This is a genomic window from Fibrobacter sp. UWB11, assembly GCF_900143015.1.
Classification (GTDB): Bacteria; Fibrobacterota; Fibrobacteria; order Fibrobacterales; family Fibrobacteraceae; genus Fibrobacter.
Map to the genome: position 1 here is coordinate 277,746 of NZ_FSRT01000002.1, position 21,227 is coordinate 298,972.

The 21,227-nt window shown below is 47.3% G+C and carries 24 protein-coding genes; 14 read left to right on the forward strand and 10 right to left on the reverse strand.

What is annotated here, in order from left to right:
- The first annotated feature begins 51 nt into the window (after positions 1 to 51).
- The 5 genes from BUQ91_RS09770 (at position 52) to BUQ91_RS09790 (ending at position 2,883) form a co-directional block, all read left to right on the forward strand.
- A complete protein-coding gene (locus BUQ91_RS09770) occupies positions 52 to 594 on the forward strand; it encodes a glutathione peroxidase (RefSeq protein ID WP_074209119.1) in 543 nt (180 codons plus the stop codon).
- A gap of 8 nt (positions 595 to 602) precedes the next feature.
- Complete coding sequence (locus BUQ91_RS09775) at positions 603 to 1,040, forward strand: MarR family winged helix-turn-helix transcriptional regulator (RefSeq protein ID WP_074209120.1); 438 nt, start codon at positions 603 to 605, stop codon at positions 1,038 to 1,040.
- A complete protein-coding gene (locus BUQ91_RS09780) occupies positions 1,037 to 1,561 on the forward strand; it encodes a low molecular weight protein-tyrosine-phosphatase (protein WP_074209121.1) in 525 nt (174 codons plus the stop codon). Before BUQ91_RS09775 ends, BUQ91_RS09780 begins: the two co-directional genes overlap by 4 nt.
- 237 nt (positions 1,562 to 1,798) lie before the next feature.
- Positions 1,799 to 2,245 (forward strand): hypothetical protein, encoded by a 447-nt coding sequence (locus tag BUQ91_RS09785; protein ID WP_072827798.1) that lies wholly within the window; start codon positions 1,799 to 1,801, stop codon positions 2,243 to 2,245.
- Between the two features lie 197 nt (positions 2,246 to 2,442).
- Positions 2,443 to 2,883: a hypothetical protein gene (locus BUQ91_RS09790; RefSeq protein ID WP_074209122.1), complete on the forward strand. Its 441-nt coding sequence runs from the start codon at positions 2,443 to 2,445 to the stop codon at positions 2,881 to 2,883.
- A 52-nt stretch (positions 2,884 to 2,935) separates the two neighbouring features.
- Here BUQ91_RS09790 and BUQ91_RS09795 read toward each other — a convergent pair whose 3' ends face one another.
- The 5 genes from BUQ91_RS09795 to dxr all read right to left on the reverse strand — a co-directional run bounded on the left by BUQ91_RS09795 (position 2,936) and on the right by dxr (position 7,983).
- On the reverse strand, positions 2,936 to 4,162 hold the full coding sequence (locus tag BUQ91_RS09795) for an alpha/beta hydrolase (RefSeq protein WP_254842314.1): 1,227 nt from the start codon (positions 4,160 to 4,162) through the stop codon (positions 2,936 to 2,938).
- Positions 4,163 to 4,298: 136 nt separating this feature from the next.
- A complete protein-coding gene (locus BUQ91_RS09800; protein WP_074209123.1) occupies positions 4,299 to 4,775 on the reverse strand; it encodes a GDYXXLXY domain-containing protein in 477 nt (158 codons plus the stop codon).
- Complete coding sequence (locus BUQ91_RS09805) at positions 4,772 to 5,749, reverse strand: DUF4401 domain-containing protein (protein ID WP_074209124.1); 978 nt, start codon at positions 5,747 to 5,749, stop codon at positions 4,772 to 4,774. Before BUQ91_RS09805 ends, BUQ91_RS09800 begins: the two co-directional genes overlap by 4 nt.
- Positions 5,730 to 6,662, reverse strand: coding sequence for a DUF2157 domain-containing protein (locus BUQ91_RS09810; RefSeq protein WP_074209125.1), 933 nt, complete (start codon positions 6,660 to 6,662; stop codon positions 5,730 to 5,732). The genes BUQ91_RS09805 and BUQ91_RS09810 overlap by 20 nt, the downstream gene beginning before the upstream one ends.
- A gap of 172 nt (positions 6,663 to 6,834) precedes the next feature.
- A complete protein-coding gene (gene dxr / locus BUQ91_RS09815) occupies positions 6,835 to 7,983 on the reverse strand; it encodes a 1-deoxy-D-xylulose-5-phosphate reductoisomerase (RefSeq protein ID WP_072827793.1) in 1,149 nt (382 codons plus the stop codon).
- A 244-nt stretch (positions 7,984 to 8,227) separates the two neighbouring features.
- Here dxr and BUQ91_RS09820 point away from each other — a divergent pair, with 244 nt between their 5' ends.
- Both BUQ91_RS09820 and BUQ91_RS09825 read left to right on the forward strand, forming a co-directional pair.
- Positions 8,228 to 10,207: a formylglycine-generating enzyme family protein gene (locus tag BUQ91_RS09820; protein WP_074209126.1), complete on the forward strand. Its 1,980-nt coding sequence runs from the start codon at positions 8,228 to 8,230 to the stop codon at positions 10,205 to 10,207.
- A complete protein-coding gene (locus BUQ91_RS09825) occupies positions 10,208 to 11,398 on the forward strand; it encodes a histidine phosphatase family protein (protein WP_074209127.1) in 1,191 nt (396 codons plus the stop codon).
- Between the two features lie 86 nt (positions 11,399 to 11,484).
- Here the strand turns inward: BUQ91_RS09825 and BUQ91_RS09830 are convergent, their stop codons facing one another.
- The 4 genes from BUQ91_RS09830 to BUQ91_RS09845 all read right to left on the reverse strand — a co-directional run bounded on the left by BUQ91_RS09830 (position 11,485) and on the right by BUQ91_RS09845 (position 15,532).
- Positions 11,485 to 12,366 (reverse strand): phosphatidate cytidylyltransferase, encoded by an 882-nt coding sequence (locus tag BUQ91_RS09830; RefSeq protein WP_072827790.1) that lies wholly within the window; start codon positions 12,364 to 12,366, stop codon positions 11,485 to 11,487.
- On the reverse strand, positions 12,359 to 13,069 hold the full coding sequence (locus BUQ91_RS09835; RefSeq protein ID WP_072827789.1) for an isoprenyl transferase: 711 nt from the start codon (positions 13,067 to 13,069) through the stop codon (positions 12,359 to 12,361). The genes BUQ91_RS09830 and BUQ91_RS09835 overlap by 8 nt, the downstream gene beginning before the upstream one ends.
- A gap of 12 nt (positions 13,070 to 13,081) precedes the next feature.
- Positions 13,082 to 13,615, reverse strand: coding sequence for a ribosome recycling factor (frr, locus tag BUQ91_RS09840; RefSeq protein ID WP_014546512.1), 534 nt, complete (start codon positions 13,613 to 13,615; stop codon positions 13,082 to 13,084).
- Between the two features lie 192 nt (positions 13,616 to 13,807).
- Positions 13,808 to 15,532 carry a right-handed parallel beta-helix repeat-containing protein gene (locus BUQ91_RS09845; protein WP_074209128.1) on the reverse strand — a complete coding sequence of 575 codons (1,725 nt, stop codon included), beginning with the start codon at positions 15,530 to 15,532 and terminating at the stop codon, positions 13,808 to 13,810.
- 140 nt (positions 15,533 to 15,672) lie between these two features.
- On the opposite strand from BUQ91_RS09845, the gene BUQ91_RS09850 reads away from it, so the two are divergent.
- The 7 genes from BUQ91_RS09850 to BUQ91_RS09880 are packed head-to-tail and all read left to right on the forward strand — an operon-like array spanning position 15,673 to position 20,328.
- Positions 15,673 to 16,257 (forward strand): TetR/AcrR family transcriptional regulator, encoded by a 585-nt coding sequence (locus BUQ91_RS09850; RefSeq protein WP_074209129.1) that lies wholly within the window; start codon positions 15,673 to 15,675, stop codon positions 16,255 to 16,257.
- The gene (locus tag BUQ91_RS09855; RefSeq protein WP_254842315.1) at positions 16,254 to 16,778 is read left to right on the forward strand and encodes a GNAT family N-acetyltransferase; all 525 of its coding nucleotides are present in this window, start codon (positions 16,254 to 16,256) and stop codon (positions 16,776 to 16,778) included. Before BUQ91_RS09850 ends, BUQ91_RS09855 begins: the two co-directional genes overlap by 4 nt.
- 31 nt (positions 16,779 to 16,809) lie before the next feature.
- Entirely contained in the window at positions 16,810 to 17,433 is a 624-nt protein-coding gene (locus BUQ91_RS09860; RefSeq protein ID WP_074209131.1) for a CatA-like O-acetyltransferase, family 2, read from the forward strand.
- 17 nt (positions 17,434 to 17,450) lie between these two features.
- Positions 17,451 to 17,954 carry an HXXEE domain-containing protein gene (locus BUQ91_RS09865; RefSeq protein WP_074209132.1) on the forward strand — a complete coding sequence of 168 codons (504 nt, stop codon included), beginning with the start codon at positions 17,451 to 17,453 and terminating at the stop codon, positions 17,952 to 17,954.
- A 52-nt stretch (positions 17,955 to 18,006) separates the two neighbouring features.
- The gene (locus tag BUQ91_RS09870; protein ID WP_074209133.1) at positions 18,007 to 19,233 is read left to right on the forward strand and encodes an NAD(P)H-dependent oxidoreductase; all 1,227 of its coding nucleotides are present in this window, start codon (positions 18,007 to 18,009) and stop codon (positions 19,231 to 19,233) included.
- 57 nt (positions 19,234 to 19,290) lie between these two features.
- Positions 19,291 to 19,626, forward strand: coding sequence for a DUF3795 domain-containing protein (locus BUQ91_RS09875; protein ID WP_074209134.1), 336 nt, complete (start codon positions 19,291 to 19,293; stop codon positions 19,624 to 19,626).
- A 12-nt stretch (positions 19,627 to 19,638) separates the two neighbouring features.
- A complete protein-coding gene (locus BUQ91_RS09880) occupies positions 19,639 to 20,328 on the forward strand; it encodes an aspartate/glutamate racemase family protein (protein ID WP_074209135.1) in 690 nt (229 codons plus the stop codon).
- 85 nt (positions 20,329 to 20,413) lie between these two features.
- Here BUQ91_RS09880 and pyrH read toward each other — a convergent pair whose 3' ends face one another.
- Complete coding sequence (gene pyrH / locus BUQ91_RS09885; RefSeq protein ID WP_074209136.1) at positions 20,414 to 21,121, reverse strand: UMP kinase; 708 nt, start codon at positions 21,119 to 21,121, stop codon at positions 20,414 to 20,416.
- Positions 21,122 to 21,227 lie beyond the last annotated feature (106 nt).

The window sequence follows — 21,227 nt, forward strand, 5'->3', positions numbered from 1 at the left end:
TTTTATAAAATTTAATTGTATAAAATTTAACAGTGTATATGGAGAAAAAATATGACAATCTACAACTTCACACTTACCGACGGTAAAGGCAACGAAGTTCCGCTCTCAAAATTCAAGGGCGAAGTCATGCTCATCGTGAACACGGCAACCGGTTGCGGATTCACCCCGCACTACAAGCCGATCGAACAGATGTACACGGACTTCCACGACAAGGGCTTCGAAGTCATCGACATTCCATGCAACCAGTTCATGGGCCAGACCCCCGGCACAGACGACGAAATTCATGAATTCTGCACGCTCAAGTACGGCACCACGTTCCCGCAGATGAAAAAATCCGACGTGAACGGCCCGAACGAACTCCCGCTCTACACCTACCTGAAATCCCAAATGGGTTTTCAAGGTTTCGGGTTAGGAATCAAGGCCGCCGCAATGGCCATGCTTCTGAAGAAGATAGACAAGGATTACAAGAACAATCCTGATATCAAGTGGAACTTCACAAAGTTCATCATCGACCGCGCAGGCAATGTTGTCGCCCGTTTTGAACCCACAGCCAAAATGGAGGACGTGCGTTCTTGCGTTGAAAAGCTACTTTAGGGGGTGCAATGACATGTCCTCAACTAAAACTTGAAAATCAACTATGCTTTCCGTTGTATGCGGTATCCAAGGAAATCACACGTCGCTACGTGCCTTTCTTGGAACCGCTCGACCTCACCTACACGCAGTACATCGTGATGCTCGTGTTGTGGGAAGAAAAAAAATGCAATGTAACGGAACTCGGGAAAAAGCTATTCCTCGATTCAGGAACGCTCACCCCGCTCCTGAAAAAACTCGAGAGCAAAGGCTACATCAAGCGCACCCGCGAGTCAAGCGACGAGCGTTGCCTTTCTGTAAGCCTTACCGATGAAGGTGAAAAGCTGCAACTTAAAGCAGCGAACGTTCCTAAGTCCATGGCAAGTTGCGTAAATTTGCCGGAAGACGAAGCCAAACAGCTATACATCACGCTATACAAAATCTTGGAAGGCTTCAAGGACAACGTATGATTAAAATTTTGTTTGTATGTCACGGGAATATATGCCGTAGCCCCATGGCTGAATTTGTAATGAAAAAGATGGTACGTGATTTGCGGGCTGTTATTCAATCAAACACATCGCTAACTGCTGCAGATTTTGAAATCGCCTCCGCTGCCACAAGCACCGAAGAAATCGGAAATCCGGTGTACCCACCTGCAAGGCGCATGCTCGCCAGTCACGGAATCGATTGCAGCGGAAAGACAGCACGTCAAATGACCGTCGCCGACTACAACCATTACGATTACATCGTACTCATGGACCAGAACAACCTCCGTAATCTTCGTTGGATTTTGCCCCGCGACATTTACGAACGAGAACTTGACCAGGCTCGGGATGTGCGTGACACCCACGACGGCAAAGTTTCACTCCTTATGGATTGGGCGGGCAAAAGCCGCGATGTGGCAGATCCTTGGTATACCGGCGATTTCGAAGCAACATGGCGCGATGTCAACGAAGGTTGCAAGGCCATGCTCCAATCTATTTGCAAATAAAAAGACCGATTATTCCAACTTGGACTATTTAATACTGGTCTACGGATTTTCAATTTTGTAATTTGCGCAGCAACTCATACTTCAACCTAGCGCTACCCTTTTGGGGTAGCGCTTTTCATTACAAACTAATTGTAAATATTCCAATTTAAATCAAAAATCACTACTCTGGAGAAATGTTGCTTTGTAGTTTACATAGTGGGCGGTCATCCGTCTAACAATAAAAAACAGGAGGCAATCATGAAAACGGTAAAATTAATGACGGCTGTCGCGCTCACGTTTCTGGTCACAGCGTCGTTCGCGTCAAACAAAGTCGTCAAATCAAAACTCGGTGACCTCGAACTCACCAACCAAAAAGACGGTGGTTCCGTAGTCTGCACCGCAGGTTTCAATGACGAACTGAAGATTCTTAAAGAATCAGAAACGGCAGTCCTTGTCAAAGGAAAGTGCGGTAATGGTTGGGTCGAAAAATCGAAAATCGAAACAGTCGCAGCCAAAGTTGGTGATAAATCTATTTCATTGGACTCCATCACCATCGGCGGTTACACTGACGATCCGACCCTTTGGAACATCCTCGTGGATAACGTCAATGATTTCGAAGGCGTCGAAATCAATCGCGACTTCAAGGAATACCTGACGTACACGATGGATAGAGAACAAACTGAAATTCGAAATGGAGAGAACTAGTAACCAAAAACAACATCATACAAATTATTTAAACTCATCAACCTTAACCTTGCGCTACCCTCTAGGGTAGCGTTTTTTTTTACAAGCTAACTATAAATATTCCAATTTGAATCAAAGATAACTACTCTAGAGAAATGTTACTTTGTAATTTACAATCGAGGCAATTAAGCGCCTCACAATAAAACAAGGAGGCAATCATGAAAACGGTAAAATTTATCACAGCAATCATGCTCGCGTTCATGGTCACATCATCGTTCGCGGCAAAAAATGTGAAGTCCAAATTGGGTGACATAGAACTCACCAATCACAAAGACGGAGGTTCCGTAGTCTGCACTGCAAGTTTCAATGACGAGCTCAAACTTGTGAAAGAAACCGAAACAGCCGTTCTCGTCAAAGGAACATGTGGAATGGGTTGGGTCGACAAGTCCAAAGTCGAATACGTAGCAAAAGCAGAAAACAAGACTATCATTTTCGACGAATTACCTTTATACGGTTGGTCAGACCTCCCTACAGTTGCAGGAATCATTATCGATGACGTAGAGGATTTCGATGTCGCTCAAATCGATCGCAATTTCATGGAATACTTGACATACACAATGGATAGAGAACAAACTGAGATGCGAAATGGAGAGAATTAATCTCACACATAAAACACAAACGCGGTCCCCAAAGGACCGCGTTTTCCGTCATCTATTTTCTAATAAATTTTAGACCTTTTTGTTCACCGGACTTCACCGTAACTACAATGCCATAAATTCCCGGTGGCAACGCCGATAAATCCAACTGTTTTTGGACTACCCCGCTGGATGCAAACGAGCCATCAACAGAAAAAACTTTATAGCGGCATACGTCCGTTCCATACACACGCAATTTATTTCCGTCTAGTTTTACGTTAAAATCAGGAACATTCTTACTTGCGATAAGACGTGTCGTTCCATTTGATGAAGAATCTGCTTTTTCGGCCTTGGCTTTTCGGACTTCATCAAAGAACGAAGTCATCTTGCCCAAGTTTTCACTCGAATACATCTCGTTTCCACCGTGAGTTCCGCCCGACACAGAAACGAGTTCACTTTTCACATTGTACTTTTGCAGAGAATCGTAAAGTTCCTTACTTTGCTCTGGATTCACAATCTGATCGGATGTTCCATGGAACAAAATTGTCGGAGCATCATCTTCGCTGGCATAATAAGGTGAACTTGCCACCATCCATTTATCCTTATTACCTTCGCGTTCGGCTCCAATAAAGGCGCCCTCGTAGGTACCCGATCCCATAAAATTATTGATGGGATTCATGGTGTAAATATCCGTCGGAGGAGACCAAAGCGTAGCGGCATCAATACAACTGCTAAACGAAGTAAAACTTCCAAGGTCACCTTCCAAATCTACAGTCACAGAACCCGACTTACCTTCTTTTAAGCCGCACGTAGTCGCAACAAGACTCGAAAGGTGACCTCCTGAAGAGAATCCCGACATGGCAATAAACGACGTATCTATTTTGTACTTACTTGAGTTTCCGCGCAAATACCGCACCACAGCCTTGAGGTCATGCAGTTGCGCAGGGTAAATAGCATCACTTGCCGAGCGATGGTTTGGCGTAACAACCGCATAGCCCGCCTTAAGAAGCGCCGCACAGATTGTATTTAAATCCGCCGAGCCTTTAGAATTATTCATGCTCCAGGCGCTACCATAAGTATGGACAACAACCGGATATGAATCCTTCGTCTCTTTGGGCAAGTAAATATCCATTGTGTGATAGGTTTTTCCGTCACCGACGTAATTCACATCAGCAAATTTTTCGGAATACTCTAGTTTGTTTTGGCCAGATTGTGGTCCACCAAAGCCACCATCCATGTTACCGCCCCACTGGGCGAATGCAGAAACAACGGTAAAGCATACCGTCATAGCGATTTTTTTCATTTCCACTCCAATCAACTACAGTCCTAACACAGAACCGCATCCACCTAAATATATACACAAAAAAGTTCCGCAATAAAGCGGAACTTTTAGTTTCGTTGTTCTAAATTACAACCGGAATCACTTTATAGGATTTCTTCTACTTAATCAGTTGCCCATCTTCACTGCACAATCCTACGAGGATGCCATTGCCATCAGCATCTACTTTTAGCAAGCCGTATTTGGCATTTTCGAATTTTTTAGCAGAACCTTCCTGAAAAAAGTAGTTGTCCGCCCCGACACTCAACCGTCCCGATTGTCTTTTAAAACGGATTAAATGTTCCCCGTCGTTCACGTTCTTATCGCTCTGCACACGCACAAACTCTGCAACCCTGTCGCTACCCACCTTCACCACCAAGTAACCAGATTCAGAACGATAGTCAATCTCGAGAAACATTTCATAATTCAACGCCATATAGTCACCCTGCATCAGCGAGCGCGGGTCTACAGGCGCAAGGCGTAACAAAATTTCAGTACCCTTGTCAATCAGCGTTTCTTTTTGTATCACGGAAAAGGCGAAGAATGCGAGTACCAATATCAAATTGGCGGCCAATACGATTTTATATTTTTTACTCATTTGGAGACTCGTTTAATAAAGTAAAACATCAGCAAGAACAACGCACCCGACGCCAACAACAGGTACGACTTGTTAATCAGCAACATATCTAAATCGTAGTAGAATTTTGCAATTCCACAAACAAATGCTACAGAAAAGATAACCAAGCATGCATAGTCGAGAATCAAAAACGACAAGAGCATCCCCACAATCGGCAATGCCATAGCAGGATACATCGCCGTAGATGCACAGCACAGCAAGGCAAGGGCACTACTCTCAATCAACCTTTTGCCTGTAACATATTTACGCAGCAGGGTAAAAGCAATAGCAAAACTGATTACAGCAAAGACAACCGCAAAAACAGTATTATCACATTGAATAAACTTCAAAAGCGCGACTGATATCAAAGCGGCAGCAATCCTAATTGTGTTCAAATAGTCTTTAAGCACTGTTGATGCAAACCATTTATATTTAATGGTGGCAGCAAATGCACCCATATAGGCAACGATAATTGCAAAACAGGATATTTCGATTGCAGGAGGTATTTTGCTATAATGAGAGTACAGAGTGGACAATCCATCAAAATACGAGAAGAAAATAAGCGGCAGCACCACCAATGCATAGCAGAGCAGCATTTGACGGCACATACGAATTTTGCTAAAAGCAAATGATAAAACGGCAGCCACAAATTGCAACACATAAGTCAATGTCAAATATTCAAATCCAGCGATATACCCATATGTAAATCCGGAGAAAAACAGCGGATATGTCACCAGCAGCAACGGCACTTCATCGTCATCAAGCTTTCCATCTCGCGAAAGCATTATTGCACCAATAATTGAAATTACAGACAACACGGCGTACACAATCTTGTTGTCCCGCGCAATAAGCGCCACAAAGCCAACCGTCAGTGCGGCAATGATGATTCCCCCAAAAGCCATCACTATCATCAAAGGTGCAGGCAATTGTTTAGATTTACGGCTGTTGTTTTCCATTGTCCATTACCGATTGATTTGTTGATGTTCCAGATTCTTCTTGCTTCCACTTTTCGTTTTGTCTTACAATAGCGAATGATGCTCCTCCCAAGGCGGCGGCACTCATCATTATTTGATAAAATAGTCCAAATGTAGGTAAGAGACATCTAAAATACACACATTCCAGCACACTCAACGCACCTATGAACAACATTGAATAAAGCCATATATCCTTTTGTTTCAACGCGTACCATATTGTTGCTGCAGCTACGGCAAAAGCCATCAATAAATTTTGAGCCTCAGAACCTTTAACAGTCACATAGCACACGGTGAAGACAGCAACACCAAATTCAACAGTAAACAAGGCACTCGTAAACCAAGACGGCGGAGCGGATAAACGCGGCAGATATTTTGGAGCAAAAACAAAAAACAAAATCCACGCAGCACCGTACAACATAAGCAGAGTCGAGTGCCAATCACAAGAAGGAATGAGTGGAATCACTCCCATCGATGCAAGAACAATAAAAACCGCCCAAAGCGGATAGAAGTCAGCAAAAAACACCCACGCCAAAATGCAGAGCGCCCACGTGAGAAAAAATACGTAAGAGTCGGCCTTGGTCTGATACACCTGCCCGAATATAGCCCAGAACACGCCCACAAGTCCACACAGGACAGACAACGTGATTTTGTGGGTAAAATCGCTCATTTTTACTTTTATAGCCACAGCAAAAACGGCAAGGATCAACGCAACAGCGATGCCCATTTTTACAAAACGGTGCATCTGCTCCCAATTGTAGGCGAAGAAAAAAATGATGCCCGCCAACATCAACCCCGAGCCTAACGTTAGCGTAAGCACCTGCACGAATCGAATCCAAGCCTTGGCATCGGCAGTTTTGGCTTGGTCGCTCCCTGATAATGTAATTGAATCGTCCATATTTGATAACGGTTTAAAGTACCGTTGAAATTTTGAAGTTATTTCTAAAATATATCTTTTCACGTGGTCATTAGTCAATAGTTATTAGTCATTGGTTATTAGTTATTGGTTATAAAAAAATGTCATCCCATAGCGATGGGATGACAAAGCAAGCAACAATATTTTCTACAACTTATTTCAAGAAACCTTCCGTCATGAGGCGGGCTTCCTTGTCAGCTTCGAGAACTTGTTCAAGCGAAAGGTGACCGGTGACATTCGGGGCCTTGTCCATCACCATTTCCACGTACTTCGGAATATCGGTGAACTTGAGATTACCCTTGAGGAAACGATCCACGAGAACTTCGTTTGCAGCATTCATCATCGCAGGAACAATACCGCCACGGCGACCAGCATCAAATGCAAGGGCCAAACAACGGAACTTGTTGAAGTCCGGTTCAAAGAACGTGAGCTTTGCAAGAGTCGGCAAGTCGAGGCGCTTGGTTTCGAGCTTGAGACGTTCCGGCCATGTGAGCGCCACCTGAATCGGAATGCGCATGTCGGGAGCGCCGAGCTGAGCCATCAAGGAACCATCGCGGAACTGCACGAGCGAATGTACCATGGACTGCGGGTGAACCACAACCTTGATTTGGTCATACGGAATGTGGAACAAGAAGTGCGCTTCGAGCACTTCGAGACCCTTGTTCATCATGGAAGCTGAGTCTATGGTAATCTTCTTGCCCATGCTCCACACTGGGTGATTCAAAGCATCTGCAACGGTGATATTTTCAAACTTTTCGATAGGCCATTCGCGGAACGGGCCACCCGAAGCCGTGATTTCGAGGAATTCGACTTCGGATTCGCGCTTGCCGCCTTCGAGGCACTGGAAAATGGCGCTATGTTCGGAGTCAATCGGCGTGATGAAGGACTTCGGATTTTCGGCAAGTTTGTCCCAAATGACCGGGCCAGCCATGACCATCGTTTCTTTGTTGGCAAGAGCCACATGCTTGCCGTGTTCGATGGCGGTAATCGTCGGGAGGCAGCCCACAGCGCCCATCAAGGCGTTGATGATGATGTCGGCCTTCGGGTCGGCTGCAAGTTCGCAAAGACCATCCATGCCGGCGAGCACCTTCATGCCGAGTTCTTTTTCAAGTTCCTTAGCGGCAGCTTCGTTAAACATGCAAACACGTTTGACGTTGTACTTGCGCACGATTTCAGCGACTTTTTCGACGCTACTATTCGCCGCAACAGCATATAAACTAAAAATATCCGAATGTTGATGAATGACATCAACGCTAGAAGTGCCGATAGAACCAGTGGCACCGAGAAGAACGACGTTTTTCATTTTAAAGCCTCTTTTTTTTATTCAGTTAAAAGATAAAAAAAGAGACGGATGTACCCGAAGTAGTCATCCCCGCGCAGGCAGGTATCTCCCCCATTTTGGGGATTAGTTTTTAACATTTAAATAAAACAGGCATCCTACTCAGACCGCACAATCTGTCCACACGTTTGCAAAAATTTACAAACGGAACCTTCTTTTTTAGGTTATTTTGAAATTGGGTTAGGTTTGTTGCTCGAAGGAGGTGCTTATGCGCATACTTTCCTCGGGTGTATATGCTGCGTGTTGTTGCGCAGTTGGGGTGCTTTGGAGCTGTTCGGATTCGTCAAGCAATGACATTTCCGGGTCGGATATCAATATTTCATCGTCCACCGATTATTTGTGGTCTTCCGAGTCTGGCAATTCGCCAGACAAGAATTATTCTGCCGAAAATGGCGGAACAAATTCATCATCATCCATTACAAGCGTATCTGAAAGCTCGTCGGGAACATCGCCGGGAATGTCCACAGATTCGCGCAAAAGTTCTTCGAGCAATCATACCCATCGGAGTTCATCTTCGGGTTCCGAGCTGGGCAAATCGTCTGGAATCCAGGCAAAGTCGAGTTCCAGTGAAGGACCTTTTGTCTACACCTCGCCTGCAAATTTCGCCGATACGGTAAACGGTGTCGCCTTCAACATGGTGTACGTTGCAGGCGGCTCTTATACACGAGGCTGCGACAATTGCGCCGAACAAGACAAAATTTACGAGAGTCCATCGCACAAAGTAACAGTCAGCGAATACTTCATAGCCAATACCGAAGTAACTATTGCGCAATGGAACGCTGTAATGGGCGGCAAAAAGAGCGCCTGGGAATCAGACAAGGCGCCTAAAATTGGTGTCAGCTGGTTTGACGCCAACAATTACGCCTGCAAACTCGGACAAAAAACAGGGCGGCAATACCGCTTGCTCACAGACGCCGAATGGGAATTTGCAGCCCGCGGCGGCAAGGACGGAATTGCAGACAAGTTTAAATTCTCGGGTAGCAATAACGTCGATGACGTAGCTTGGTATTCCGAAAACAGTAGCGGGAAATCCCACGATGTCGCCACCAAGAAGCCAAACAAACTTGGTCTTTACGACATGAGCGGGAATTCCTGGGAATGGGTCTACGACTGGCTTGTCGCCTACACGGATGCAGACAAGGTAAATCCCGTACAGCTCACGGGAAGCGGCAACAAGACGCGAAGAGGCGGGAGCTACGGCGAACCCGCGGAATTTGCGCGCGTGAGCCGTCGCGCCATCCGCAGCCGCGATGGCGCCGCAGACATGGGCTTTAGACTCGGCATGTCTGCGGAACTCCCGCCGGGAATGGTCTCGCCATGCGAAGCGGCAAATCCGTCAGCAGCCACCTGCCAAGGCGATAAAAATCGCGACTGCCGTTTGATTACCGCCGCAGACGAAGCCTGGATTAGCGATGATTACACGGTCGTTATCGGCGAAAACGGAGTGGCAGCAGTCTCAGGTTTCCCGAACGTTTCGGGACAATGGTACACGCTCAACAACCGCAGTTTTAACGTTGTCACCAAGAGCGGCACAAAGACTTACGCTTACTACGTTTTCAGCGAAGACGAACTTACAATGATTAGCGATGACGGCATCCCCTACCGTTTGTATCGCCGCGCCGCAAGCGAAGCCAAAAATAAGGTAAGCCTCCCGACAGTAAGCAGCCCCAAAACCTTGCAGCAGTTGCTTGCTGCCGTGGAGCCCGAGCGTATTGTCACCGACGAGCAACTCGCCCATCCCGACACGAGCGTCCGCGATCCGCGAATCGCCGCCGCCAGCGGATACACCTGGTTCTTTGACGGCCGTTGCTGCGGCGGAAACCACAAATACCGATTCCACCTCGACAAAAACGGCGATGCCGAATTTGTCGTGATGGACTACGACGACACCCACCACGAGAACATCCTCGCGAAGGGGCGTTGGTTCACCGTCGGAAATATCGGGTTACACATCGTTTTGAACGGCAAGTACTTCAACTACCTCTACACCGCAGGCGAACGCACCATGAGCTACAGCGAATACATGCCCGCGGGCCCAATCTTCTGCCACATTTCATTCCAGAGCTACGAACGCGGCGACTTCCGCATTTTCAACAAGACTTTATTCGACGACAAGATCAAGCGCCCCCGCGGCTTCAACGGAGAAAATCCAGTTTACGAAGCAGGCGATTACCAGTGGGGATCGTAAATGCAGAAACTCAACCATAGTGTGCTCCTCGCAATTGCGGCAAAGCCCCTATTTGTCGCAATTGCATACACAGCGATGCTTTCAGCCTGTAGCGACACCACATCCTCTACAGCTCCTGAGAGCATCGCTTCATCCTCAACAACAACAATCGAGTACCTATCATCATCGGAGACTACAACCATCGAGTCTTCGAGTTCAGCATTATTTGATTCAACGGGTTCCGCACCATCTACGGGTTCCAACAGTTCAGCAATTCAACAAAGCTCATCGTCAAGCGGACAAAAAGAATTTTCCAGTTCATCACGAAATAGTCATCGGCGGTCTTCGTCTTCTGTAGCGCAAACAAGTTCATCCGCAATTTCATCATCGCAAGCCACGCCCGTTTCATCGGCAAAAGAGGCTTCATCATCTTCAACGACGCCCTCGCCCGTTAAAATCACGCTCGACGAAAACGGCTTTGCAACAGTCGCCGATGTTTACCGCAGCCTTCAAGACAACGAAAAAGCCGTATTCATCATTCGACATTCCGAACGCGAAGACAATGTCGCCATCGAAACAGAACTAACCGCAAACGGCGTCAAAATGGCACAAGATCTAGGCGCCACGCTAAAAAGTGACGAGGAGTTCAGCTACATCACATCAGGATTTGTGCGCACAAACGAAACGGCAAACAACATTTCAAAAGGCCGCGGAGAAGCAAGCCTCCCGAAACTCATCACCAACTACGATATCACCGGGAACTGGTTCCTGAAAATTTCAGCGGATTCGCTCGCCCAGTACGCCACAAAGCTTAACATGAAAGGTAGTTCCGTCGAGCTTATGGCGCATTGGGCATACGATGGCGGCTACCCCGATGCCCTTTATGAACTCTCGCCCCGCTCCGAAGAATTCATGCAAAAAGTTATCCTCAAAAATCTATCCAAATGGAAACGCGTGAGTATAATGGTTTCGCACGACATTCTCGTGATGCCGCTCGCCGTTTTCGGTTCCGATAAAAAAGTAGCCCTCAAATACCATGAAGACTACCATTGGATAAATTACATTGCCGGGCTCGCCATCATCATCGGAAAAGAGAACAACCTGCGCTATGTCCCTGTAAAAGGCGCCGATTCCGGCGTCATCGACTATCTTGCCATTTACATGGAAGAACACGGCACGGGAAGCAAGAAGCCCTCTACCCCCAAAAAGTGAACCAAGAACTTGAACCTTGCAAAAAAAGACCGTAGCTGAAATTATCAGTTACGGTCTTTTCAATGCTTTTTCGTAGCTTTTTAATTCTATACGACGTTCTTCAAGAAGTCCATGAAGATGTACAAAGCCGGGGCAGCGAGCAAGAAGGAATCGCAGCGGTCAAGCACACCACCGTGTCCCACGAACAGATTGCCAGAATCCTTGGTGCCGCTCCAACGCTTGAGTGCAGACATCAAGAGGTCGCCCACCTGACCAGCCACCGTAATCAAAAGACCAATGACGATAGCCGATGTCCAAGTGTAGTTCATTTCGAACGAGCTAAGAGCAGCACTGCACTTGACCCAGTATGCCACCCATGCAACCGTTGCAATGGAGCCTGCAATAGAGCCTTCCCAAGTTTTCTTGGGGCTAATACTCGGCGCAAACGGATGGCGACCAAACGGGCCCTTGCCTGCAGCGAACTTTCCGAAGAAGTAAGCGACAGTATCGCAAAGCCACACCGCGGTCATCACCAAAATAAACGGATAGCAATGTTCAAAGCCCTGACCGTTACCCATCATGAGCACGTTCATGCCACCCCAAAGTCCTACGTACAGCGGAGCGCCGAATTGCATCACAAGCCACGGGAACAAGTGATCAATCTCCACCTTCGCAAAGGCAACGCCGATGTAAATTGCAAAGACCGCAAGGAACGTCATGCCTAGCACGTAAGGCACTGCCGGGAGCCCAAAGTAGCCACCCTTCGAAAGCGCCCATGCAAGCGTCAATGCTAGCGACGATGCAAAAGAGAGATAGCGCATATCGGGACCCTTGAACATCTTAGATGCCATGCGAGCCCATTCCCAGGAACCCACAGCACTCAAAAAGCTCATAAGGCCAATGCGACTAAAATCGTTAAACCACAAGCAAACAAAAACAATCGGAATCGCGATAAATGCTGTGATTAATCGCTGCGCAAGATTACTCATGCAACACCTTCCCAAAACGTCTTTCTCGGGTATTGAAAAATTCAACAGCCTTCATGAATTCTTCTTTGGTAAAATCGGGCCATAGCGTGTCCGTCACATAGAACTCGCTGTACGCGGCCTGCCAAAGCAAGTAGTTCGAAAGGCGGAATTCTCCACCGGTGCGGATAACAAGATCCGGATCGGGAGCACCCTTCAAATAAAGATTCTTTGCAAATAAAGTTTCGTCAATATCATCAACTTGGAGCGTGCCCGCTGCAACTTGTGCGGCGATAGACTTCGTTGCTTCCACAATTTCTTGCCTGCCGCCATAAGAAATGGCGAGGTTCAACTGCATGCCCGTATTGTTCGCCGTAATATCAATTGCGGACTGGAGACTTGCACGCGGCTTTTCGGGAATGCGGTTCATATTACCGATAACCGTAAGTTTCACGTTCTTCGCCATAAGGTCGGGGATTTCCTTCACTACCATTTCGATGAGAAGGTTCATCAAGTAATCCACTTCCTTGGAAGGTCTGCCCCAGTTTTCGGAACTGAAAACATACAAGGTCATGTGTTCGAGCTTGAGGTTTACGCCCACTTCGACTGCATCAATAGTGGACTCGGTCCCCTTACGGTGACCGAGGAAACGTTCCAAGCCACGGCTACGAGCCCAACGCCCATTGCCGTCCATGATGATAGCGACATGTCTAAGCTGATTTGCCACGCAAACCCCGGACTACACCTTGAGGATGTCTGCTTCCTTTTCGGCGAGCAAACGGTCAATTTCGGCGATAGCCTTGTCGGTAGCCTTCTGGATTTCGTCCTGTTGCTTCTTGACTTCGTCCTCGGAGATTTCCTTGTTCTTCTTGAGAGCGTCGTTAGCATCGCGACGGATGTTGCGGATAGCCACGCGGCCATCTTCAGCATGCTTGCGAGCAATCTTGGCAAGTTCCTTGCGGCGTTCTGTCGTGAGAATCGGAAGCGTTACGCGAATGCAGTTGCCGTCCTTCATCGGAGTAAGACCGATGTTTGCAGCGAGGATTGCCTTGTCGATTGTATCGACGAGTTGCTTTTCCCACGGAGTCACGAGGAGCATACGCGGTTCCGGCACGGAAATCTTTGCCACCTGGGAAATCGGAGTCGGAGTGCCGTAGTAGTCAATGCGTACGCCATTGAGGATAGCCGGGCTAGCCTGGCCAGCGCGGATCTTGGAAAATTCACGTTCAGTGGCCTCAATGGCCTTGTCCATCTTTTCAGAATATTCAGACATCTTTTTTGTTCCTAGTTCTTAGTTACTAGTTAATAGTTTTAAAACTAGAAAGACCTGCGGCGTAACCGAAGGACTCCTAGCGTTAGTTATACGTTCGAAATATAGGTAAAAATTATGAAGCGGGGTTATGGACAGAGGCTAGTTTTTACATTTCTTGGCATAAATAAGGATTTCTGAACGTCATAGAAGGCTCTATTTCACGCTTACCCTTTTCAGAAAACGGCCATACCGCACCAAGTACACACCCGGAGCTTTAAACTTTGTACGCAATATATCGGCTATGGATTTTTTACGACACAAATCCGCCGGCAAACGTCCCAAGTAACGGCCTTGCAAATCAAATACTGCAGCCATGCCAAAAACTTTCGCAAAATAGCCTGGACGCATTACGATAGAAGTCGAGACTGAACTACTAGACGAAACATTTGCAGAACTGCTCGACGCCGCAACAGCACTGCTCGAAAGTCCGTATTCAAATGCGCCCAGATCAGGGGCTTTCCCCACAAACGGGAATCCAACATTTTCGCCCTTATCAATAGCGCGGCTCCCCTTCTTGAGTCTTAAAAAGTCCACGTCGGGCAAGCTTCCATCAGCCTTACGCGGGCCAAGAATTCCCGGAATCGTCGAGAGGTCCTTGCCAGTCACGGTCATGCTCGGGTCGTCAAGACTCACAAAGTCATCTTCCGTCAAATCGAGATTCAAATTCCAAGAGTTATTTTCGCCAGCCGGGCAATCCACATAATGGTCGATGTTCTGACTCGATATTTTCTCCCAACAAGTTCCGATTTGCGATAGTTTGTTCGGAAAGGCAATGTTATTCTTGAGCACGTGGGCGTTGTCGCCGGTGAGGGGCGCCACCTCGGCAATGCGGTTCCCTTCGGAATCGAAGAGCGTCGATGCCATGGCAAATTCGCGGTCCTTGTTCATGTACGACGTGTTGTTGAGCCACTTGCTGCCCACGCCGGTGTAGTTCGCGTAAAAGCCCGTCGCCTTATTTTTCCAGGCGGCGCAAAACCTGATGGTATGCCGCCCACCACCGAGGGTGCTTTCGCCCATCTTAATGCCGTGACCGTTGCCGTTCTTCGGGTTTCCAAGTCCATAGTCGCTGTAGCCGTTCCCCATCGCATAGCAGTTCTCCAGCACCACGGGGAATTCCTGGTTGATGAAGTCGAAACCGTCGTCGCTGTTCCACCAGGCGCGGCACCCGATGAACTTCGTGGTATCGCCCTCGCCGGGATTCTGGTAGTGCGCACCAAAGCCGTCGGCATTTTCGCCGTCGCCCTGCCAGCCCAAGGGGTCGTAGTTGTCGTGGGCATCGCAGTTCAAGAAGATGTGTCCGCCGCCATCCGGTGCGCCGTCGTTCGCGAAGAATCCGGGGCCCGCATTATGGTGGCTGTCAATCTGCTCCAAGAAGATGTGCTTGCTCGCGTAAAGGAAAACGCCAGAATTCGAATTGTGCTTCATGGGCGTGTTCCGCACCTCAAAACCCTTCAGGTGCAAATACTTTGCCGAAATCACAATCGGCGAGGTATACATCGCTCCCTCGGGCGTGCCGTCGCTATGGTCCGTGCCTGCGGCCACGGGGAGGTTCGCGCCGTCAAAAATCGGACGCTCGCCCGGATAGGCTAGATAATGGATGCGTTTGTCATCGCTCTCGCCGCTTGCAGTCAAGAGAATGCCCGCGGTCATTTTATACCGCGCATAAAAAACCGTATCGTTCAAGTCGTATATGCCGCCACGCACCCACACGGTATCGCCCGCGTGCACCACCTTGTTCGCCTTGTTGAGCGAGGCAAAGGGTTTTGCTTTTGTACCGGCGTTGTTGTCGCTGCCATCGGTGGCCACGTAGTAAACGGCACCGAACGCTTGAACAGCGGCCAAGACTATCCCCAATGCATATACAAACTTTTTACTCATATAACCTATTATATAAAAAAAATGACTCATGTGAATAAGACAGATAGTCCAAATTGAGCAATAACTCTTCAAATGTGAAATTGACAGGCTAATATTTATTAGCTATTTTAGCTAACATTCATTAGCTAAATTTTGGAATCATGTCTACAAAAGAAAAAATTTTAGAAACGGCGCTCACCATGTTTGCCAAGAACGGCTACAACGGAACGAGCATGGAACAGATTGCCCAAGACGTGGGCATCAAGGCGCCGTCACTTTATAAGCATTTCAAAGGGAAAGAAGACATTCTGAACTCGCTGATTGACATCGCCGAAGCTCGTTACGAAGAAAACTTCGGTTCTGATAAAAAAATCGGCAAGTTGCCCGAAAGCATCGATGAATTTTTACGCTCAACCACAGAAAGAATACGTTTTACAATAAACGACCCCATCATCCGAAAAATGCGCATTTTTTTAGTGCAGGAGCAGTTCCGCAGTGAGCGTCTCGCCAAAATTACAACACGTCACCAAATGGACGGCATTCAAAAAATGTACCAGAAGATTATAGGAAATCTGATGAACAAGGGGCTATTCCAAAAAGATAACCCCGCCTTGCTAGCCATGGAACTCATCGCCCCCGTAACAGTTCTCGTTTCAAAAGTCGACCGCCAGCCCAACAGCAAAAAAGATGCATTAAAACTCATTGAAAAGCACGTTAAACACTTTGTCGAAATTTACAAGAAATGATGGAAACTAATAGAATTTTACTGCGCCCTTGGAACGAAGGCGATGCCGAAGCTTTGTTCAAATACGCAAGCGACCCCGAGGTAGGGCCTCGTGCAGGATGGCCACCGCACAAAAGTTATGCAGAAAGTTTGCAAATCATCCGCATGGTTTTTAGCGGCGAAGGGATGTGGGCTGTCATCTGGAAAGAGACGGGAGAGCCCATCGGTTGCGTCGGCTATTTACCAGCGTTCGCGTCGAACTTGAAAATTGCTGAAACCGAATGCGAAGTGGGTTACTGGATAGCCCGCCCCTATTGGGGAAAGGGAATTTGTACTGAAGCGATGAAGTTGGTTATTGACTATTGTATTAACGTGAAAGGCTTTACCACTCTGTGGGGCGACTATTTTCTCGACAATCCGTCATCGGGCCGCGTGATGGAAAAATGCGGATTCATTGATACCGGAAAAGAAACGTTATGCACAAGCCTTGCGGTAGGTTCCGACCGCCCCGTGAAAGTGATGAAACTCTGTCGAAACGGATAAAGTCATCGGTGAACATATTTAAGGCAAAAAAATGGCAAAAGAAATCAATCCTAAAAGCACAACCAGAGCAAAAGCGTTTGAATTTTGGATGCAAGCTCCGAATCCGATGGTAACATTTTTCAAATCGTTGAACGTCACAAGACTCGTGAAGGTGAGCAAGAAACGCGGTTTGAAATTCAACATGCTTATGGATTACTGCATCGGCAAGGCTGCGGCAAGCGTTAAAGAATTTTACATGCTCCCGGTCAACGGCAAACTCATGCAATACGATTCGATTGCGGTGAATACAATCGTGAAAAACGACGAAGGCGAAGTCAGCTCTTGCGACATCCCGTATTCCGAAGATTTAGCGACATTCAACCGCGACTACCTCAAATACACAAAAATCGTGGCAGAAAGTAGCCAGGATTGGGACTTGTCCGAAAACAGCATGGTCATTGGCACTTCGGCTATTATCGATACAGAAATCGACGGTGCAGTCGGAATGAATTCCGGCATTTTCAACAATCCCTTCATGATTTGGGGACGTTACAAAAAGCGTCTTTTCCGCTATGAATTGCCGGTTTCGTTCCAATTCCACCACACGCAAATGGACGGAGCTCACGCCGGGAAGTTCCTCGCGAACTTGCAAAAAGCAATCGACGAATTGCGATAAAAACAACAGCTATCATTATGGATTTAATTTGGATTATATCGTTCCCTCTAGCGTTCATCGTTCACGATGGCGAAGAGATTATCGTTCAACACAAATGGATGCTGACGCATAAAGATCTTTTAATCCAAAAATTTCCAAGAGCGAAGCGTGTCATCACTCACTTGTCCAGCCTTTCAACAAAAGCTTTCACAATGGCTGTACTGGAGGAATTGATTCTTTTGCTTTTTGCGACAGCGTACATTCTTATCGGTGGCGCGTATGCAACAGAATTATGGATTGCGTTATTTATGGCCTTCTCGGTACACTTTGTTATTCATATTGCGCAGGGCGTTATAGTAAGGGGGTACGTTCCCGGACTCGTGACATCTATTTTGATGTTGCCTTATGCGTATTTCGGAATAAGTAGAATTTGCGAAGAAGTTAGTGGAGATAAATTATTGCATTTAAGCATTTTAGGAATCGTCGCAATGATGATAAACCTGAGATTAGCTCACTGGATAGGAAAAAAATTTTCGCACTAGAAGTAACACTTTTCAAGACCTTAGGTGTTACAGATAAAAAGGATTATCAAAAATGACTTTAGTTTTGAATACATTGGAATCGTGCGATTGTTCGGAACAGATTAAAGCATTGTTTGCGGACAAAAACGAAGAAATAGAAATCATCAACACCGCAGATTTAAAAATTATGCATTGCATGGGCTGCAACAACTGCTGGCTGAAAACACCAGGCGTTTGCGCCATCAAGGACGATTACGAAATCATCCTCAAAAAATTGGTCACAGCAGAAAACTTCTGGGTTGTAGCAGATACAAAATTTGGTTTTGTTGACTACCGCGGCAAGCGAGTCTTAGACCGTGTTGTCCCGATGCTAAATATGTACATTGAATTTCGCGATGGTTGGGAGCGTCACCAGCTGCGTTATCACCCGCTAAATTTCGGTGTCATTTACAAGGGCTATGGTAACCGAGAATTACTTGAAGAATGGAGCATGCGAGTCGCCAGAAATATGGCAGGGCGCTCGCTCGGTGTAATTAGTTTAGACAAGAATGGGATGGAAATGCCGTCCAAAACCGCCGCGACTCCAGTCGAAAATGTCGCTTTGGAAACTGCCACGACTCCCGAACACGTCATCATAATTAACGGAAGCCCGCGCGTCAAAAAGAACAGCAACACGAATAAGATCATCCAAGCTTTTGCAGAAGGGCTCGAAGAAGCAGGAATCACGCACAAGCTTTATTCGCTATCAAACCATGCTGAATGGGATGAAGCCCGCGAAGCGTTCATGACGAACGACAACATCATCATTGCCTTGCCGCTCTTTGTAGAATGTCTGCCGAGTCTGTTGCTTGAATTTTTAAACACACTCCCCACGGAACGCAAGCAACCTGCAAAGCTCTCGTTCATTCTTCACAGCGGATTTGACGAAGGGCATCAGTTGCGACTTGGCGAAAAATTCTTGAAAACGCTCCCCGCTCAGCTCGGTTGCTCTTGCGGCGGCGTTCTCGTGAAAGGCGGCAGTTTTTTGCTCCGAAACCGCGAAAACAGCTACATCAAAAAGATGACCGACAAAATGCTCGCCTCTTACACAGCCATGGGACTGTCGTTTGCCCGCAACGGGAGTTTCTCAACTCCAGAAGCACAGAAGTTCACAGGCCCCGAAAAGAATCCAAAAATAGGAGTCCTACTTTTCAACCTCATTTTCAAGCGCATCGTCAAAAAGAATTTCGACCGAATGGCGCAGGAATGGGGCTGTACCCGACCGCTTAATGATAAACCGTATTTAGCACAACAAAGGTGATCCCGGAATAAATCCGGGATGACAACTCAAGATGAGAACTCAAAAGAGAAATTTACTATGAATAACTTTATCGCTTGCTGCGGACTCGACTGCGAAAAGTGCGAAGCCCGCCTTGCCACCATCAACAACGACAATACGCTTCGCGCAAAAGTCGCAAAGGAATGGTCGGAACTCAACAAAGTGGAAATCACTCCGCAAATGACCAACTGCACCGGTTGCCGCATCGAAGGGCCCAAAACGCCGTTCTGTCAATCACTCTGCCCTATCCGCAAATGCGCACAAAACAAAGGCTTTGCCACCTGCGGTGAATGCAACGAAGTAGAGCACTGCGAAACGCTCAGCATGATTACGAGCCACAACGATTACGCTCTCAGCAACTTAAAATCAAAATAACTGGAAAGTAAAATGAAGACTATCGGACTTATCGGTGGAATGAGTTGGGAAAGCACCATCACCTATTACGAAATTTTGAACAAAGAAATCGCAAAAGCACTCGGCGGATTCCATAGTGCAAAAATCATGATGTACAATGTGGACTTTGCCGAACTCGAAGCAAACATGTCGAGCGGAAACTGGGACGGAAACGCCAAGATTATTTCGGATGCAGCAAAACGCCTCGAAGGCGCCGGTGCCGACTTTATCGTCATCGCCACCAACACCATGCACAAGCTCGTCCCGCAAATTGAAAAAGAAATCCGCATCCCGATTCTACACATTGCCGATGCAACCGCCAACAGCATCAAGCGCGGCAATATCAAGAAAGTTGCCCTCCTCGGCACAAAATTCACGATGACACAAGACTTTATCAAGAACCGCCTCATAGAAGCAGGTCTCGAAGTCATGACGCCTGATGCCCAAGACATCGAACTCGTAAATGATGTCATTTTTAACGAACTCTGCCTCGGCAAAATTCTTGATGCATCCCGCAAGGAATACCAGAGAATCATTGCGGAAATGAAAAAACGCGGCGCCGAAGGCGTGATTCTTGGTTGTACCGAAATCGGCATGCTCATCAGCGCAAAAGATAGCGTCCTCCCCACTTACGACACAACAATCATCCACGCGACCGAAGCCGCGAAGATGGCTCTAGAATAACGCCATATAAAAAGGTCCTCGCTTTTGCGAGGACTTATTGCTTTATAAAAGGCCACCTCGCGATTATTATTCGCGAGGGTTTTAATTAGCAATGCACGAGCGTGCCGAGGTCACCTTCGATAGCAGCGCGCGTGAGGTTGCCCTTTTCCATCTTGAAAACGAAGATAGGCATGTTATTTTCCATGCAGAGAGCGACTGCTGCGGTATCCATAACCTTGAGGCCGCGAGAAATAACTTCCTTGTAGGAAATGTCATCGAAGCGAGTAGCCGTCGGATCCTTGACCGGGTCTGCGGTGTAGATGCCATCGACCTTGGTAGCCTTCATAATCACATCACATTCGCTTTCGATAGCGCGGAGAGCAGCGCAGCTGTCCGTCGTGAAGAACGGATTGCCCGTACCGGCAGAGAAGATGACCACAGAGCCAGCGGACAAAAGCTTGAGAGCCTTGCGGCGGTCGAAGAATTCGCAAACCGGTTCCATGCGGATAGCGGACATCACCACAGAGTCGATACCCTGCTTGTCAAGAGCGTCCTGCATAGCAAGGCCGTTCATCACAGTGCCGAGCATACCCATGGCATCGCCCTGAGCGCGGTTCATGCCGCCGGCAGAGGCAGAAATGCCGCGAACGAGGTTGCCGCCGCCAATCACGAGAGCGACTTGCACGCCCTGCTTGACGATAGATGCAATTTCCGAAGCCATGTCGGAAAGGATAACGTTATCGATGCCGTGGCCCTTTTCGCCAGCAAGGGCTTCGCCACTGAGCTTGAGAAGAATGCGTTTGAATTTCATAATCTAGTCACTAGTTATTAGTCATTAGTTATTAGTGTTTCGGAGGAAATGTAATAAAAATAGGCTATGGGTAAAATGAATAGTCCTTGCTTTTTTCATACGAAACGCC

Bases quoted from the DNA above. Each gene is read 5' to 3' on its own strand.
- BUQ91_RS09805 (WP_074209124.1), bottom strand. From the start codon at position 5,749: ATGGAAAACAACAGCCGTAAATCTAAACAATTGCCTGCACCTTTGATG.
- BUQ91_RS09825 (WP_074209127.1), top strand. From the start codon at position 10,208: ATGCAGAAACTCAACCATAGTGTGCTCCTCGCAATTGCGGCAAAGCCC.
- BUQ91_RS09865 (WP_074209132.1), top strand. From the start codon at position 17,451: ATGGATTTAATTTGGATTATATCGTTCCCTCTAGCGTTCATCGTTCAC.
- BUQ91_RS09855 (WP_254842315.1), top strand. From the start codon at position 16,254: ATGATGGAAACTAATAGAATTTTACTGCGCCCTTGGAACGAAGGCGAT.
- BUQ91_RS09810 (WP_074209125.1), bottom strand. From the start codon at position 6,662: ATGGACGATTCAATTACATTATCAGGGAGCGACCAAGCCAAAACTGCC.
- BUQ91_RS09830 (WP_072827790.1), bottom strand. From the start codon at position 12,366: ATGAGTAATCTTGCGCAGCGATTAATCACAGCATTTATCGCGATTCCG.
- frr (WP_014546512.1), bottom strand. From the start codon at position 13,615: ATGTCTGAATATTCTGAAAAGATGGACAAGGCCATTGAGGCCACTGAA.
- BUQ91_RS09785 (WP_072827798.1), top strand. From the start codon at position 1,799: ATGAAAACGGTAAAATTAATGACGGCTGTCGCGCTCACGTTTCTGGTC.
- BUQ91_RS09875 (WP_074209134.1), top strand. From the start codon at position 19,291: ATGAATAACTTTATCGCTTGCTGCGGACTCGACTGCGAAAAGTGCGAA.
- BUQ91_RS09775 (WP_074209120.1), top strand. From the start codon at position 603: ATGACATGTCCTCAACTAAAACTTGAAAATCAACTATGCTTTCCGTTG.
- BUQ91_RS09770 (WP_074209119.1), top strand. From the start codon at position 52: ATGACAATCTACAACTTCACACTTACCGACGGTAAAGGCAACGAAGTT.
- BUQ91_RS09780 (WP_074209121.1), top strand. From the start codon at position 1,037: ATGATTAAAATTTTGTTTGTATGTCACGGGAATATATGCCGTAGCCCC.
- BUQ91_RS09850 (WP_074209129.1), top strand. From the start codon at position 15,673: ATGTCTACAAAAGAAAAAATTTTAGAAACGGCGCTCACCATGTTTGCC.
- BUQ91_RS09845 (WP_074209128.1), bottom strand. From the start codon at position 15,532: ATGAGTAAAAAGTTTGTATATGCATTGGGGATAGTCTTGGCCGCTGTT.
- BUQ91_RS09880 (WP_074209135.1), top strand. From the start codon at position 19,639: ATGAAGACTATCGGACTTATCGGTGGAATGAGTTGGGAAAGCACCATC.
- dxr (WP_072827793.1), bottom strand. From the start codon at position 7,983: ATGAAAAACGTCGTTCTTCTCGGTGCCACTGGTTCTATCGGCACTTCT.
- BUQ91_RS09820 (WP_074209126.1), top strand. From the start codon at position 8,228: ATGCGCATACTTTCCTCGGGTGTATATGCTGCGTGTTGTTGCGCAGTT.
- BUQ91_RS09800 (WP_074209123.1), bottom strand. From the start codon at position 4,775: ATGAGTAAAAAATATAAAATCGTATTGGCCGCCAATTTGATATTGGTA.
- BUQ91_RS09870 (WP_074209133.1), top strand. From the start codon at position 18,007: ATGACTTTAGTTTTGAATACATTGGAATCGTGCGATTGTTCGGAACAG.
- BUQ91_RS09790 (WP_074209122.1), top strand. From the start codon at position 2,443: ATGAAAACGGTAAAATTTATCACAGCAATCATGCTCGCGTTCATGGTC.
- BUQ91_RS09795 (WP_254842314.1), bottom strand. From the start codon at position 4,162: ATGAAAAAAATCGCTATGACGGTATGCTTTACCGTTGTTTCTGCATTC.
- BUQ91_RS09860 (WP_074209131.1), top strand. From the start codon at position 16,810: ATGGCAAAAGAAATCAATCCTAAAAGCACAACCAGAGCAAAAGCGTTT.